Source organism: Brevibacillus sp. 1238 (genome assembly GCF_029892995.1).
GTDB lineage: Bacteria > Bacillota > Bacilli > Brevibacillales > Brevibacillaceae > Brevibacillus > Brevibacillus parabrevis.
This window is the reverse complement of the sequence record NZ_JARXWC010000011.1, coordinates 145,874-160,576: the sequence shown is the minus strand read 5'-3', so window position 1 is coordinate 160,576 and position 14,703 is coordinate 145,874. Positions and strand designations below refer to the sequence as shown.

Here is a 14,703-nt window from a genome sequence, read left to right as displayed (position 1 = left end):
GCAAAAACACCTCCAAGGTTGTCCCCATATCTTACGACATGGTCAGGTTCTCTTGAAGGTGTTTTGATTTGTCTCACATTACGGGGTCAGTCCCACATGCATCGGGCTTTTTTTATTTTTGACGAAAATAACACAATAATGTGAAAACACAAAAAATAAATTGTCTGAATTTGGTCCTTTCGTATATAATGACTCCATTCATCCTTTAGCTCTGTGCCAGGGTGATGCACGATAGGTGGGGAGGATCAAGCATGCAAAAGACAGTAGAAAAAGAGAGTCTGAATCCATACGAGATTGTTCAGAAGCAAATCGATGCAGCCGCGGCGTTGCTTCGTTTGCCGCGCGAAGCCGTCGAAATCTTGAAAAGACCCAAGCGAGTGCTTGCCGTCCATTTTCCCGTCAAAATGGACGATGGCAGCGTCCGCGTTTTTGAAGGGTACCGTTCCCAGCACAACGATTCGGTGGGGCCAACCAAAGGGGGCATCCGTTTTCATCCTGACGTCACGATGGATGAAGTAAAAGCGCTCTCCATGTGGATGTCGTTCAAATGTGGAGTGGTCGGTCTGCCCTATGGAGGCGGAAAAGGCGGCGTTATCTGCGATCCGCACGAACTGAGCCGAGGCGAGCTGGAGAGAGTGAGCCGCGGTTTCATGGAAGCAATCGCAGACATCGTCGGACCGGATACAGATATCCCTGCGCCGGATGTGTATACGACACCGCAAATCATGGGCTGGATGATGGATACATACAGCCGATTGAAGGGCGCTTATTCGCCGGGCGTCATTACGGGCAAGCCGCTTGCAGTGGGCGGGTCAAAAGGCAGAAACGAAGCGACGGCCCGCGGTTGCGTCTTCACGATTTTGGAGGCGTTGAAAGACTCTGGCCGCAAGCCACAGGAGACGACCGTAGCCATTCAAGGGTACGGAAACGCAGGCAGGATCGCGGCAAGGCTGTTGACTGAGCTTGGCTTCCGGATCGTCGCCGTGAGCGATTCGCGCGGTGGCATCTACCGCGAAAAAGGACTGGATATCCCGAAAGTCGGACAATGCAAAGATGCGTCCACGATTTTGGATTATCCGGGCGCTACCGTGATCAGCAATGAACAGCTGCTGGAGCTGGAAGTGGACATTTTGATCCCTGCCGCCCTGGAAAATGTGATTACAGCGGCAAATGCGAGTCAGATTCGGGCCAAGTGGATTGCAGAAGCAGCCAACGGCCCAACGACCCCTGATGCCGATGCGATTTTGCGCGAAAAAGGAGTCGTGGTCATTCCCGATATTTTGGCGAATGCAGGCGGTGTGACGGTTTCCTACTTCGAGTGGGTGCAAAACTTGATGAATTACTACTGGTCCGAGCAGGAAGTAAACGACAAGCTGCAAACGGCCATGGTCAACGCTTATCGCGCGGTGGCGGAGCTGGCGGACCAGTACAAAGTCGACCTGCGCACAGGAGCGTACATGATCTCGCTTTTGCGCATTACGGAAGCGATGGAGGCACGCGGCTGGATTTGACAAGTGGGCATACGGAACCGAAGCAGCCTCTCGCATGTTTTTTGGCGGGAGGTTTTTTCGTTCCATCCCGTTGCAGAAAAAGACCTGCTATTTTTCCTGGAATAAAGGTATAATGATTTGACGAAAAAGTTGCGCAATATTAAAACATATATAAGCTCGTTACATGTGCCGCTTTCCTGTGTTTCCCACGCGCGATTTTTCCATGTCGCTTCTGGTTCAAGCAGGAAGCCAAGTATTTTTGGCGAATTAGTCGGATTATTGTTTTTCTACCTGTTTTGCAAAGAATGGAAAGGGGGATCTTTATGCCAATCAAACTGCCCGACGAGCTTCCAGCGGTGGAAGTGCTGGCCCGCGAAAATATTTTTGTGATGAAGGAGAGCCGTGCGTTTACACAAGACATTCGGCCGCTGCGAATCGTCATCCTGAACCTGATGCCCGTGAAGGAAACAACGGAAACACAGTTGCTTCGCCTCCTGGGGAATACTCCCCTACAGGTGGAAATCGTTCTGCTGCACATGTCCAGCCATACATCCAAAAACACATCGGAAGAGCATCTGTCGATGTTTTATAAAACGTTTGAGGAGATCAAGGACCAATACTTTGACGGCATGGTGATTACAGGCGCGCCTGTCGAGCAGCTCGACTTTACGGAAGTGACGTATTGGGAGGAAATGAAGACCATCCTCGACTGGAAGCTGACAAACGTGACTTCGACCTTGCATATTTGTTGGGGAGCGCAGGCTGGACTTTATCACCACTTTGGCGTACCGAAGCATCCTTTGCCGGAAAAAATGTTCGGGATTTTCCCTCATACCTTGAACAAGAAAAATGTGAAGCTGTTCCGCGGCTTTGACAATTACTTTTACATTCCCCATTCGCGTCATACGGAAAACCGCCGGGAGGACATCGAGAAGGTGGCCGAGCTGGAGATTTTGTCCGAGTCCAGGGAAGCGGGAGTGTATGCTGTCGCGACGAAGGACGGCAAACAAATTTTCGTGACGGGTCATTCCGAGTACGATCCTACCACGTTGCAGGACGAGTACCAGCGGGATGTGAACAAGGGGCTGGACATCACTGTTCCGCGCAATTACTATCCCGGAGATGATCCGAGTCAGGAGCCGATCGTTACCTGGCGTGCCCATGCCAATCTGATGTTCTCCAACTGGCTGAACTATTACGTCTACCAGGAGACTCCGTACGACCTGAACAACAAGTGACACACGCACAACCATCCGAGAAATCGGGTGGTTTTTTATCAGTTGACGTAGTAGTGACTGACAGGTAGTGTGAGGGTAATAATCAAGGAAAAGCCAGCGGCATCTCATATACAAGCAAGGTGGGAGTTTCTGTGATGAAAAAAATCGTGAAACAGGACCAGGATGTTATCAAGCAGCACAACAAGCTGATGATTCTCGATATTATCAAAAAGCAGCGGCCGATCTCCCGGGCCGAGATCACGAAAATTACGAGAATGAGCGCTACCTCGATCGGCCGTTTTGTCAGCGAGCTGTGCGAGGAGGGCGTAATTCGGGAGACGGAGCTGACATCGTCCGGCGTCGGCAGGAAGGCGATCATGCTCGACATTGAGCCAGGCGCGATCTATACGATTGGGGTCGACATCGAGAAAAAGCGGATCAGCTTCGGCATGATGGACTTCAGCGAGACGATCATCGCCCATCACCGCGTAGAACACAAGGCGTTGGCAGGGACGCCGGAAGAGACGGCAGCCCTGATTTGCCAGGAAATTCGCGGGATGATTGAGCAGCAAGGCGTACCAGCGGAAAAAGTAATCGGAGTAGGCATCGGCGTGCCTGGCGTGATCAACTATGAGCGGGGAGTCGTCGAGCTTTCCTCTACGTTGGGCTGGAAGGACGTAGCTTTTGCTGGCTTGATCGAAAAAGAGCTGGGCATTAAGACGGTAATTGACAATGACTTGAAGGTCAAAATCCTCGCCGAATATTTGTACGGCTCGGCAAAAGGCTCGAACAAGACAGCCCTGATCGGCATCGGGACAGGCATCGGTTCTTCTTTGATCATCAACGGCGAAGTGTTTCGCGGCGGCTCGAACAGTGCGGGCGAACTGGGACATACAACGCTCGATCCGAACGGCAACTTGTGCGAGTGCGGCAAGCGAGGCTGCCTGCAAACGTATATCGATGAAAACGCGCTGATTCTCGAAGCGCGGCGGGTCAAGGAAGTGGCAGACGTCCGCGAGGTATTTGCCGCTGCGAGAGACGGGGAGCGCTGGGCGAAGGAGATCGTTTCCCGCACAGCGCTGTACATCGGGATCACGATCAACAATATCGTCTGCATGTACAATCCCGATACGGTCATTCTCAGCGGCGACCTGGTGGAAAATTACCGCGAGATTGTCGAGCTGGTCGAGGAGCATAGCGACCAAGTCATCTGGGAGCCATTTCGCGGGAAATTCCGGGTGATTCCATCCGAACTGAGAGGAACGGCGATCGTCATGGGAGCAGGTGCTCTGGCGATGCAGCACTTTGCGCCACTCGCAGGAACGTGGAGCGAAGACTAGAGCACATTTGGCAAAAAACATTTATCAACCCTCTCTAATATGCCGATATAGTAAATAGTGGAAAATAGATATAGAGAAGAAGGAGAGAAAACCGTGGCGAAGAAAAGCACGTACATGCGCGGCTGGCAAAAGGTTTTGCTGACGTTTGCCCTGACAGTCGGAACGATTCTTTCCGGCGTAACTCCTGCGACAGAAATGGCAAAAGCAGAGACAACAGCCAATCAGACCAAGAAACTGTCGAAGCTGACGATCAAGGACAAGACGGTCCGGTTGAAAAAAGACGGTATACAGCAGTTGAGCGTGATCGCGCAGTATGCGGACAAGACGACGGAAGATGTGACGCACAAAGCGGAGTGGTCCACGTCCAATAGCAGCATCGTGGCGGTAGAAGCGGGACTTTTGCGAGCGACAGGCAGCGGAACGGCAAAAGTAAAAGCCAGCTACGGCGGCAAATTCGTAACTGTGACGACAGAAGTAGAAGTGATCACGAAGCTCGTTGCCGACCAGAAAAAGCTTGTGTTAAAATCGGGAGCTGCCAAGCAAATCGCGGCAACCGCTACGTATTCGGACAAGTCGACAGCGAATATAACGACAGGGGCAGAATGGACGAGCGCCGATCCACAGATCGCGACAGTGGCCAACGGACTGGTGACGGCTATCTCCTCCGGCAAAACGAAAATCAAAGTAGTATACGGCGGCAAAAACGTGGTCATTCCGGTAGAGGTAGACATCGTTTCCACGCTGGAAGCCGATCAGAAAAAGCTGTATACACGCCCTGGCTTCTCGCAGGCGGTCAAACTCACGGCTGTAATGAGCAACAAAGAAAAGACAGACGTCACAAGCAAAGCGAAGTGGGCGTCTGACAACGTGAAGGTAGCAACGGTCGAAAACGGTGTGGTCACTGTTACCGGATCAGGCAAAGCCAAAATTACCGCTACTTACGGCGGGAAGACCATCGCGATTCCGGTCGAGGCTGCGGTTATCTCCCGACTGGAGCTTAGCGCAAAACAGCTTCAACTGAAAGTCAACGAATCCAAGGATGTGCAAGTGGCTGCCATCTACTCGGACAAGACGAAGGCCAATGTAACGGCTGAAGCGGAATGGATGAGCGCAGACAAGCGCGTGGTAACTGTGGCAGGAGGCAAGCTTACAGCTCTTGCAGCAGGCCGCACGACGATTGTCGCTACATACGGCGGCAAGATGCTGACGGTTCAGGTCACTGTAAAATAAAGCAGGCAAAGCAGCCAGGGCGCCAAGCGCGTCCTGGTTTTTTTCATGGATTCGCCACCTGTGGTAAGCTGTACATAAACAAGGATCGAACGAACGGATCGCGTGGAGGCAGCGGATGGATATTCGACAACTGCAATACTTTGTGGAAGTAGCCAAACAAAGAAATTTTACAAAAGCAGCCAATGCCCTTCACGTCTCTCAGCCATCTATCAGCAAGATGATGAAGGCGCTGGAGGAGGAGCTTGGCGTCGTTTTGCTGGATCGCTCGGAGCGGAAAATGGAGCTGACCGAGGCGGGAGAGCTGGTGTACGGCTATGCGACAAAAGTGCTTCAACTGATGGAAGGCATGTCCTCGTCCATAGCCGAGATTCGCAATGTCGAGCGTGGGCGGGTAAAAATGGGCATGATGCCGACGGTAGGCTCCTTTTTGCTGCCAAATGTCATCGCCCTGTTCAAAAAACAATATCCGGGCATCGATATCGAAATGAAGGAGTACAGTGCGAAGCTGCTGGAAGTTCAGGTGGAGCAGGGAAGTGTCGATCTCGGACTGACCGTTTTGCCGACAGATGCGGAGAAATTTGCCGCTGTCCCATTAGTGTCCGAAGACGTCGTCGCGATTGCTCATCAAAAGCATTGGCTGGCGGGGATGGATGAGGTGAATTTGGCGCAGTTGAAAGACGAGGACTTTATTTTGTTCACCGAAGAGTACGCCATTCATGATGTGGTTCGCCAGGCGTGCATGAAGAGCGGCTTTGAACCGAAAGTGGCGTATATGAGTTCCCTGTGGGATTTTGTCGGGGAAATGGTAGCGACACAGCTGGGGATTTCCTTGCTGCCGCGTTCGATTGTGAGACGCCTGAACAATAGCCAGCTGCATACAGTGAACATCGCTTCGCCCGTGATTGATTGGCAATACGCCTTGATCTATCGGAAAGACAGCTATTTGTCCCATGCGACACGGGCTTTTATCGACTTCGTGAAGCAGCATTTATCACCATAACCAAATGGAATAGAAATCATGATATATATGTATTGTACGAATGGAATCGGGACGCTTTAGAATGAAGGTACCAACATGAAGGAACCGGAGTGGTCTCGATGAAAAAATGGTTCTTGCTCTTTGGGCAAGTTTTGCTGTTGTTTGGATTTACCTGGGTGGGAAAAGGAATCGCTTCGTTTTTGCCTATTCCTGTGCCCGGCAGCTTGATCGGGCTTTTGCTTTTGTTCATTTGTCTGCATAATGGCTGGGTGCGTCTGAAGTGGGTCGAGGCGGGAGCCACCCTTTTGTTTTCGCAAATGATCTTGTTTTTCGTTCCTTCGCTCGTCGGCATGATGCAGTATCCTTGGCTGCTCGGAGGAAAAGGATTGCTCGTGTTGATCGTCGTCGTCAGCGGATGCGCGCTGGTGATGGTTTCGACAGGCGTTGTTGCTGAGCGGTTGTTCAAACGTGGTGAGGTGAAGCAGCTTGATCCTGTTGAAAACGTGTAGCGTCCTGCTGACCATCCTGTTTTTTTACGCAGCGAAGCGGCTGAACAAAAAGCGGCCGAGCTTGCTGTTTTCACCAGCCGTGCTCGCTCCGGCGGCGATGATTGTGTTTCTGCTCGTGGCAGGCGTGCCTTACGTCGAGTACAGCCAGGCGACTTCCTGGATTAGCGAGATGATGGGCGTGGTGACAGTCGCTTTCGCAGTGCCGCTCTACCGGAACTGGGCGATTTTGATGGCTCACAGAAGAATGATCTTGCTGAGCTTGGCGACTGGCTCGCTGATCGCGATTCTCGCGGGCGTGTCTACCGCCATGCTGGTCGGATTGGGCCAATCGGCAGCGATCAGCGTCATTCCCCGCTCGATTACGTTGCCGATTGCGCTCAGTGTATCGGAAGCGATTGGCGGCATGCCGGCGATGACAGCCGTGTTCGGGATGCTGACGAGCTTTGCCGGAGTGTTTCTGGCACCGTGGGTCATTAAAAGAATGAAGCTGCGCCATCCCGTCTCGATTGGCTTGATGTACGGCATGGGAGCACACATGCTGGGGATGGTCAAAGCGTTCGAACGCGGCGACACGGAAGGCAGCAGCGCTACTTTGGCCGTCATAGCCGGGGCGATGATTACCGTCGTGTGGGCATTTACATTGATGCCTTTGATCATGTCGTGGTTTGCGGTATAACGGCATGGAGAATGAGGAGCTTCTTGGCAAGCTCCTTTTTCACGCGTATAATCGTATAAATATTAATATAAATTTATAAAAATACAAAAGGTGACGCGCTATGAAACTACAGCCATTTTCCTTGGAGCAGTATGAAGAGGTCGTCGAGCTTTGGCAGCGGGCAGGGCTGGCGCTGTCCCGCTCGGATTCGCTGGAGGGATTGCGACACAAGCTGGAGCGCGACCCGGAGCTGTTTCTGGTAGCCATCAACGAGGCAGGACAGCTCGCGGGGGCGGTAATGGGCAGCTACGACGGGCGGCGCGGCTGGGTCAATCACCTGGCAGTCGATCCGGCTTATCAGGGCCAGGCACTGGGCAGCCGCCTTATGCAAGAGCTGGAACGGCGGCTGGCGAACGTAGGCTGTGAGAAAATCAACCTGTTGATCGAGCCGGAAAACAGCGGTGTGCAAGCTTTTTACAGACAGCTGGGCTTTACCGCTGACGAGCTGATTTTCATGGAAAAATGGATCGATGCCCCCAAATCTGACGAGAAAGGTGTATGATAGAGGGCGGGTTTAGACAGCTAGGCAGGAGGCAGCATGAATCATGAGACCTTTATACGTCGGATTGTTACTTTGTACCAGCTTCCTTTGGGGAGGCAATTTTGTCGTCGGTAAATTTTTGGTGGGACATGCGTCATCCTTGACCTTGACCAACTTGCGCTGGCTGATCGCCGTAGCCTGTTTGCTGCCAGTGGTCTGGATTCGCGAAAAGCGGATTCTGCCCTCGCGTCAGTCGCTTATCCCATTGATTTTGATGGGCGTTACGGGTGTAGCTCTGTTCAACTTGTTCATGTTCTGGGCACTGGAGCGGACGGATGCGACCAACGTCGGGCTTTTGTCCACGCTCAATCCGGTTTCGATCGCCATTTTTTCCTTTTTGCTGGTGAAAGAAAAAATTCGTCCGTTGCAAATCGTCGCCATGCTGATTTCTTTCGCGGGGGTGCTCGTCGTCCTGTGCAAAGGCGACTTTGCCCATTTGTCGCAACTGCATTTCAACACAGGCGATTTGTGGATGCTCGCTGCCGTTGCGATGTGGGGGATTTACTCCGTCTGCGGACGCTGGGCGATGAAAACCGTTTCGCCGATGATGTCTACCCTGTATTCGGGGCTATTTGGCGTTATGCTGATGCTGCCCTTTAACGCAACGACATTCACTGTCGAGCGTACGGACTGGACATTTTGGCTGTCGCTGTTTTACGTCGGGGTACTGGCGACAGTCGTCAGCATGGTCATGTGGAATGTCGGGGTGCAAAAAGTCGGGGCGACCTCGGCAGGCATGTTCCTCAACTTTAATCCGGTGTTCACCGCGATCCTCGCTTTTCTGTTGCTGGGCGAGACGATGAGCTTGCTCCAGCTTCTGGGCAGCGTCATTGTCATCGTCGGGTGTTACCTGTTTTCCAAGCTCAAGCATGTCCCGGCCAAAGCGGCAGGAGTGCTGGAGCAGGCAAGAGGCTGACACATGGACATGGGCGACTGCATACACATACGAAGGACAGTGTGTGTAGAGGAGGTTGCCCATGTTAATCATCAGCGGCAGACAGGCCAACCCTGCCGTTTTGGCAGACGAATGGGGATTGAACCGGGTACAGAGAGAAGTCGTGCAGCGGATGGCTGCGAGCGGGGAGGAATTTGTCTACCCGTCGCCGGAATTGCTTCAGTTCGAGCTGAAGATGAGAGATCATTTGGTGCGGTCAGCCATCGCGCTGTACGAGAGCGGAATTGCCTTTTCCACGTTTGAAAATTCACGGGCGAATCCCGTCTACTGGGATCGAACCGAGCTTGGCGGATTCCGGCTGCGGACGGGCGTCCCGCCATCGCAAGGGATTATCAACATTTTTCAGGAAGGGCGAAAATACGCGACAGAGTGCGCGACGGCGATGGTCATCATTTTGTATCACGCCGTGCTCCAGTCGATCCGGCGGGAAGACTTCGAGCGAATGTTTGCAGACATCCTGCTCTATGACTGGCGCTATGACCAGGATTTGGACTTGCGAACGACGAGGACGACCACCTTTTTGCCCGGCGATATTTTGTATTTTGCCAATCCCGATCACAATCCGGATAAGCCGCAGTGGCAGGGAGAAAACGCCGTTGATCTCGGCCGAGGGATGTACTATGGACACGGTGCGGGAATCCGCGACGCGGAATCGATGATCGAGTTTTTGAATGAACAGCGCAGGTATGGCGCTACCAGGTCGGCTTATTTGGTGCCGCAAGCGACGCGCCCGGGCTTTGCCTATTTGTTCCCGTATGACAACAAGCGCCCGCAGGTTCGCTTCGAACAGCAAGCCATGGAGATGAGCAGTCGGATCACAGCTCGCATCGGTTCGCTCTTTTGGGAATGGTGAACGAAAAAGCCTCCGGCCGCTAACATGGCGAGAGGCTTTTTGTTGATCGTCAGGAAGAAAAGCGGCTGAGCGAAAAGATGGACAGATCGAGCGTGGAAGTTCCGTCGAGGAGCAGCTGGCTCGTCGCCTCCCCTACAGCGCTGGCGAATTTGAATCCGTGACCGGAAAAGCCTGCGGCAAAGACGATGCCTGGATGCTCTGGATGACGATCGATGACAAAATGCTCGTCCGGCGTCATCGTGTAGATGCAGACCCTGCCTTGGCGCAGCGCCCCCGCCGCTTGCGGCATGTACGTCTCCAGAAACCCCCGGACATCCCCTTCATCAGACAAAAAGCTGCCGAACGTCCGCTCCAGTGTGTCAGGGTCGATAGCTTGTCCGCCGTCATGGCGGCCAATTTTGACGCCGCTGCCATCGATGCTGGGGAAGCCGTAGTAGATAGAATCACTGAGCTGAAAAACAAAGGCAGGAAAGCGATCGGAGCTGTACAAGCTTTCTTCCGCTCCGAACCAGGCCACGGTTTTGCGCGTGGGCACAAGCGGAACAGACAAGCCGAGCGAGTGCAGCAAGGGTGAGTTCCAGGCTCCGGCGGAAACGAGCAACTTTTTCCCGCGGTAGCTCTGCGAGTCTGTATGCACGATCACGTCTTCTTGATCCGTCTGCAAGCTGGTCACTTTGGTGTGGACAAGCAGCTCGGCGCCGGAAGCTACGGCGAGATCGCGGTAGGCGCGAATGCAATTTTCCGAGTACAAATATCCGGAAGCAGGTTCCAAACAGGCGTAAAAATCGTCAGGCAGGTTGATCCCGGCCCACCGTTCCCGGACTTCCCGGGCAGAGAGCACTTCGAGCGGCAAGGAGTAGCGCTCCGCACTTTCCCGCACTTCCTGTAAAAAAGCGCAGTCTTTCGCACCAGCACTAAGCACACCTGTCTGGGAAAACAGCTTCATCCCGGAAGCTTCCTCAAGCTCTCTCCAAAGCTCCTGTGCCCGCAAGGCGAAAGGGACATACTGCTTGCCTTCTCCATAAGCGTGGCGAATGATGCGGGTATCTCCATGGTGGCTGCCCATCGTGTGCGGCGGGTCAAAAGCGTCAATCATCAGCGTGCTGACCCCGCGTTTGGCCAAATAGTACCCGGCCGCCATTCCCATTGAGCCAGCTCCGACGATAATCACCTCGTATGTTTGCATAAAGTTCTCCTCCTCTGTGAATCTGACCGACGAGCTTTTGCTTTTCATCCATTATAATATAGAGCTTGTGTTTTCATAGTGGCAATAAAAAGACGATTCAGACAATATTCTTTTCCAAATTTCGCGTTCCGTTTTTGTGTCAGAGCGGGTACAATTTGAACGGACATGTTTACCCCGAAATTCAAACGGGAATAGGGTCATAACGAGATCATACAACGTCAAGAAAAGTGGTGTTTTTATGAGATGGACGATCGGAAAAAAGCTCGGCAGCGCGTTTGCACTAATTCTCATTGTAATCGCATACATGGGAGCGATGAGTACATACAAGACGAGCCAAATGAACAGCAAAGTGGAAGAGATGAAAGCGGTCTGGCAGCCGGGCATGGAAGAGATTTTGAAAATCAATTCCACGCTGGAAACGATCTACGGCTTGGATCAGACGATTCTCAACGCGGAGACGATTGCAGAAAAAAACAAATACGCTGGGCAAATTGATGAACACTTCGTATACATCGACGGGCTTTTGACCAGTTACGAAAAAACGATTTACAACGAGGAAGACCGGAAAAATTTCGATGGTTTGAAAGAAACCATGAAGAAGTACGAGATTTTCAACAAGGAATACGTGGAGATCGGAAAGAAGATGGACGTCAAGCGCGGGGCGACGCCGGAGGAGCTGGCCGAGCTGGGCAATGTGCGCAAAAAGGCGAGCGAGCTGTTCGGCGAGCGCAAGAAGTACATCGATGCGATGATCGAGTTCAACAGAATGGGGACGGAGCGCGCGGGAAGAGAAAGCGCCGAACTGTACGAGGCGCTCAAACGGGATAATCTCATTACGCTTGCCATCTCGGTCGCAGGGTGTCTGCTTCTCGCCCTCTGGCTGACGCGAAGCATTCGTGGCCCGATTTTGCGTCTGGTTGCGGAAATGAAGGAAGTAGCAGGAGGAAATCTGCTGGTGAAGCCAATGGTTGTCAAAAGCCGCGACGAAATCCTCGATCTGGCCAATTCCTTCAACGAGATGACCGACAGCCTCAAAGGCGTAATCCGTCAGGTTAGCGTCACATCGGAGCAGGTAGCCGCATCGGCGGAGGAGCTGACGGCAAGCTCTGAGCAAACAAGCCGGGCGACAGAGCAGATTGCAGTGACGGTGCAGGAAGTCGCTGCCGGTACGGATCGCCAGGTGAAAAGCGTGGAGCAGGGAGCGCGGGCGATCGACGATATGTCCCGGGGCATTCGTCATATCGCGGGGAACGCCCAACAGGCATCCAACATGGTTATTCAGGTTGCGACAATGGCGGGAGAAGGAAATCAGTCCATTCAGGCCGCCGTCTTGCAAATGAACGCCATTCACGATTCGATTCGCGAATTGGCAGGTGTAGTCGATGGACTGGGCAGCCATTCGCAAGCCATCGGTCAAATTATCGAAGTGATTACAGGCATCGCGGAGCAAACCAACTTGCTTGCGCTCAATGCCGCTATCGAGGCTGCCAGGGCAGGAGAGCATGGGCGCGGCTTTGCGGTCGTTGCCGATGAAGTGCGGAAGCTGGCAGAGCAGTCGTCCCAATCGGCGCAGCAGATCGCGCAACTGATCAAAACGATCCAGACAGATACAAAGCTGGCAGTAGAATCGATGGAATCAGGAACGAAGGAAGTGCAGCAAGGGATTCTCGTCGTGCACCACGCAGGCGAGACTTTCGGGCAAATCCAGATGTCGATCACGTCTGTAGCGGATCAGATGCAGGATGTGTCCGCAGCAGCGCAGGAAGTATCCGCGCACTCCGAACAAGTCATCAAGGCAATCGAGCTGGTCAGCGAAGTGTCCGAGATTGCGGCAGACGGTACGCAAAACGTCTCGGCGGCTACAGAAGAGCAGCTCGCCGCGATGGAGGAAATTACGTCTTCCGCGACTGCGCTCTCGAACATGGCAGAAGAGTTGCAACATATGATCAGCCGATTCAAAGTATAAGAGACTGGCAAGCATACTTCGAGAACCGTCGAAATGTTCTTCTACTAAAATGAATGCATAAAGCGTTTATTTTCGTATGAAGGAGGTTTCGTCGATGACGAGCCATGTTGCGATCCAGCCAAAAATTTTGTACTACGGTACACCTGTTGTTTTGTTAACTACCGAAAACGAGGACGGGACGACGAATATCAGTCCCATCTCCTCCTCGTGGGCGCTCGGCTATCATGTGATTCTCGGGCTTGGATACGGGTCGCAAGGACTGGAAAATTTGCGCCGCACGAAAGAGTGCGTGATCAATTTGCCGGAAGCGTCCATGTGGCGGCAAGTAGAAGCGTTAGCCCCGCTGACGGGCCGCAATCCGGTGCCAGCGTACAAACAGGAGCTGGGCTTTCGCCACGAAGCGGACAAGTTCCATGCTGCCGACCTGTTCGCTCTGGAATCGGAGCTTGTGCGGCCAAAGCGGGTCGGCAATTGCCCGCTCCAGCTGGAGGCGGTCGTGAAAAACATCCGCATTCCCGACTACGCCGACTTTTTTGCCATCGTGGAAACAGAGGTCAAGCGCGTGCATGCGGACAGACGAATTGTGCTCGGTACGAATCATATCGATCCTGCGGCGTGGAATCCGTTGATCTACAATTTTCGTCATTACTTCGGGCTGGGAGACGAGCTGGGCAAAACGTACCGCTCGGAAACATAAGATTCTTTTTTGAGAAAAACGCCAGTGCTCCTGGCGTTTTTTTGCAGCGACAAAGTGAAATTTTTAACATGTTTCCCCTGATTTTATTATAAGCTAACAAAAGGGATACTCACGCCCCTTCGAAACGTGGACAAGAACAGATGACAAACAAACGACTCGTGGAGGAACCTTGCATGGAGCAGCTTTTAATGGGGAGCTTTCTGTCCGCGATGGCAACGGGAGTCGGGGCTTTGCCGATTCTCTTTTTCCGTACGGTCACACACCGTTGGCGGGATATTCTCCTGGCCTTTACCGCTGGCATCATGGTGGCGGCAGCGACGTTCAGCCTGATTCCCCAGGCGATGTCCAACGCCCCGTTCATTATCGTCTGTCTGGGCGTGCTTACCGGGACGCTTTTTCTGACTGTCCTGGAAAGCGTAATTCCGCATATTGATCTGGAGCATACGAGGGTCAACATTTCGATGGACTCCCAGGCGCTGCTGATTTTGATGGCGATTACTTTGCACAATATACCCGAGGGACTGTCCGTCGGGGTTAGTTATTCCAGCGAGCAGTCGGAGCTTGGCGGCTTGATCGCGTTTGCGATTGGCCTGCAAAATGCGCCCGAAGGCTTTTTGGTGGCGCTGTTTCTCATCAATCAAAAAGTGAGCCGGTTCAAAGCTTTTTTGCTTGCGACGATGACCGGAGCCGTCGAAATCGTTTCCGCGATTTGCGGCCATTATCTCACGGCGGTGGTCAAAGGGCTGGTGCCGTACGGGCTGGCTTTTGCCGCTGGCGCCATGCTGTTTATCGTGTACAAGGAGCTGATTCCGGAAAGCCACGGAGACGGCCATGCCCGTTCCGCGACTTTTTCGTTTATCGTAGGATTGCTGGTCATGATCGGCCTGGTGCAGCACTTCGGTTAAACGGGTCAAAGCCCACATCTACGATCATTTTGTCCTCTCTATTAGTTTCTTGCGAAAAGATACGGATTTTATGTAACTACCCCTCACAAAAGTGGCGAAAAATACCGAAACCATAATATA

14 protein-coding genes are annotated in these 14,703 nt (G+C 52.8%); 13 read left to right on the top strand and 1 reads right to left on the bottom strand.

Going from position 1 to position 14,703, the window contains the following annotated elements; translation table 11 throughout:
• The first annotated feature begins 251 nt into the window (after nt 1-251).
• The 10 genes from M2298_RS21960 to M2298_RS21915 all read left to right on the top strand — a co-directional run bounded on the left by M2298_RS21960 (nt 252) and on the right by M2298_RS21915 (nt 9,829).
• Nucleotides 252-1,511 carry a Glu/Leu/Phe/Val family dehydrogenase gene (locus tag M2298_RS21960; RefSeq protein WP_280649098.1) on the top strand — a complete coding sequence of 420 codons (1,260 nt, stop codon included), beginning with the start codon at nt 252-254 and terminating at the stop codon, nt 1,509-1,511.
• 302 nt (nt 1,512-1,813) lie between these two features.
• Nucleotides 1,814-2,728, top strand: coding sequence for a homoserine O-acetyltransferase MetA (gene metA / locus M2298_RS21955; RefSeq protein WP_063230562.1), 915 nt, complete (start codon nt 1,814-1,816; stop codon nt 2,726-2,728).
• Nucleotides 2,729-2,862: 134 nt separating this feature from the next.
• Nucleotides 2,863-4,047 carry an ROK family transcriptional regulator gene (locus tag M2298_RS21950; RefSeq protein ID WP_280649097.1) on the top strand — a complete coding sequence of 395 codons (1,185 nt, stop codon included), beginning with the start codon at nt 2,863-2,865 and terminating at the stop codon, nt 4,045-4,047.
• 93 nt (nt 4,048-4,140) lie between these two features.
• Nucleotides 4,141-5,277 carry an Ig-like domain-containing protein gene (locus tag M2298_RS21945; RefSeq protein ID WP_229049823.1) on the top strand — a complete coding sequence of 379 codons (1,137 nt, stop codon included), beginning with the start codon at nt 4,141-4,143 and terminating at the stop codon, nt 5,275-5,277.
• 115 nt (nt 5,278-5,392) lie between these two features.
• On the top strand, nt 5,393-6,277 hold the full coding sequence (locus M2298_RS21940) for a LysR family transcriptional regulator (protein ID WP_122966265.1): 885 nt from the start codon (nt 5,393-5,395) through the stop codon (nt 6,275-6,277).
• Between the two features lie 98 nt (nt 6,278-6,375).
• Nucleotides 6,376-6,765, top strand: a complete 390-nt coding sequence (locus M2298_RS21935; RefSeq protein ID WP_122966264.1) for a CidA/LrgA family protein — start codon at nt 6,376-6,378, stop codon at nt 6,763-6,765.
• Nucleotides 6,743-7,441 carry an LrgB family protein gene (locus M2298_RS21930; protein WP_173597129.1) on the top strand — a complete coding sequence of 233 codons (699 nt, stop codon included), beginning with the start codon at nt 6,743-6,745 and terminating at the stop codon, nt 7,439-7,441. The genes M2298_RS21935 and M2298_RS21930 overlap by 23 nt, the downstream gene beginning before the upstream one ends.
• Before the next feature lie 100 nt (nt 7,442-7,541).
• Complete coding sequence (locus tag M2298_RS21925; RefSeq protein WP_173597128.1) at nt 7,542-7,982, top strand: GNAT family acetyltransferase; 441 nt, start codon at nt 7,542-7,544, stop codon at nt 7,980-7,982.
• A gap of 43 nt (nt 7,983-8,025) precedes the next feature.
• The gene (locus M2298_RS21920) at nt 8,026-8,937 is read left to right on the top strand and encodes a DMT family transporter (RefSeq protein ID WP_173597127.1); all 912 of its coding nucleotides are present in this window, start codon (nt 8,026-8,028) and stop codon (nt 8,935-8,937) included.
• Nucleotides 8,938-8,998: 61 nt separating this feature from the next.
• On the top strand, nt 8,999-9,829 hold the full coding sequence (locus M2298_RS21915; RefSeq protein WP_122966260.1) for a protein-glutamine gamma-glutamyltransferase: 831 nt from the start codon (nt 8,999-9,001) through the stop codon (nt 9,827-9,829).
• Between the two features lie 49 nt (nt 9,830-9,878).
• Here the strand turns inward: M2298_RS21915 and solA are convergent, their stop codons facing one another.
• On the bottom strand, nt 9,879-11,015 hold the full coding sequence (solA, locus tag M2298_RS21910) for an N-methyl-L-tryptophan oxidase (protein ID WP_122966259.1): 1,137 nt from the start codon (nt 11,013-11,015) through the stop codon (nt 9,879-9,881).
• 238 nt (nt 11,016-11,253) lie between these two features.
• Here solA and M2298_RS21905 point away from each other — a divergent pair, with 238 nt between their 5' ends.
• The 3 genes from M2298_RS21905 to M2298_RS21895 all read left to right on the top strand — a co-directional run bounded on the left by M2298_RS21905 (nt 11,254) and on the right by M2298_RS21895 (nt 14,583).
• The gene (locus M2298_RS21905) at nt 11,254-12,981 is read left to right on the top strand and encodes a methyl-accepting chemotaxis protein (RefSeq protein WP_122966258.1); all 1,728 of its coding nucleotides are present in this window, start codon (nt 11,254-11,256) and stop codon (nt 12,979-12,981) included.
• Between the two features lie 94 nt (nt 12,982-13,075).
• Nucleotides 13,076-13,678, top strand: coding sequence for a flavin reductase family protein (locus M2298_RS21900; protein ID WP_173598668.1), 603 nt, complete (start codon nt 13,076-13,078; stop codon nt 13,676-13,678).
• A 173-nt stretch (nt 13,679-13,851) separates the two neighbouring features.
• On the top strand, nt 13,852-14,583 hold the full coding sequence (locus tag M2298_RS21895) for a ZIP family metal transporter (RefSeq protein ID WP_063230543.1): 732 nt from the start codon (nt 13,852-13,854) through the stop codon (nt 14,581-14,583).
• The last annotated feature ends 120 nt before the right edge of the window (nt 14,584-14,703 follow it).

Excerpts from the sequence above, each read along its gene's own strand:
- M2298_RS21925 (WP_173597128.1), top strand. The coding sequence starts at position 7,542 with ATGAAACTACAGCCATTTTCCTTGGAGCAGTATGAAGAGGTCGTCGAG.
- M2298_RS21905 (WP_122966258.1), top strand. The coding sequence starts at position 11,254 with ATGAGATGGACGATCGGAAAAAAGCTCGGCAGCGCGTTTGCACTAATT.
- solA (WP_122966259.1), bottom strand. The coding sequence starts at position 11,015 with ATGCAAACATACGAGGTGATTATCGTCGGAGCTGGCTCAATGGGAATG.
- M2298_RS21935 (WP_122966264.1), top strand. The coding sequence starts at position 6,376 with ATGAAAAAATGGTTCTTGCTCTTTGGGCAAGTTTTGCTGTTGTTTGGA.
- M2298_RS21895 (WP_063230543.1), top strand. The coding sequence starts at position 13,852 with ATGGAGCAGCTTTTAATGGGGAGCTTTCTGTCCGCGATGGCAACGGGA.
- M2298_RS21920 (WP_173597127.1), top strand. The coding sequence starts at position 8,026 with ATGAGACCTTTATACGTCGGATTGTTACTTTGTACCAGCTTCCTTTGG.
- M2298_RS21915 (WP_122966260.1), top strand. The coding sequence starts at position 8,999 with ATGTTAATCATCAGCGGCAGACAGGCCAACCCTGCCGTTTTGGCAGAC.
- M2298_RS21960 (WP_280649098.1), top strand. The coding sequence starts at position 252 with ATGCAAAAGACAGTAGAAAAAGAGAGTCTGAATCCATACGAGATTGTT.
- M2298_RS21950 (WP_280649097.1), top strand. The coding sequence starts at position 2,863 with ATGAAAAAAATCGTGAAACAGGACCAGGATGTTATCAAGCAGCACAAC.
- M2298_RS21900 (WP_173598668.1), top strand. The coding sequence starts at position 13,076 with ATGACGAGCCATGTTGCGATCCAGCCAAAAATTTTGTACTACGGTACA.
- M2298_RS21940 (WP_122966265.1), top strand. The coding sequence starts at position 5,393 with ATGGATATTCGACAACTGCAATACTTTGTGGAAGTAGCCAAACAAAGA.
- metA (WP_063230562.1), top strand. The coding sequence starts at position 1,814 with ATGCCAATCAAACTGCCCGACGAGCTTCCAGCGGTGGAAGTGCTGGCC.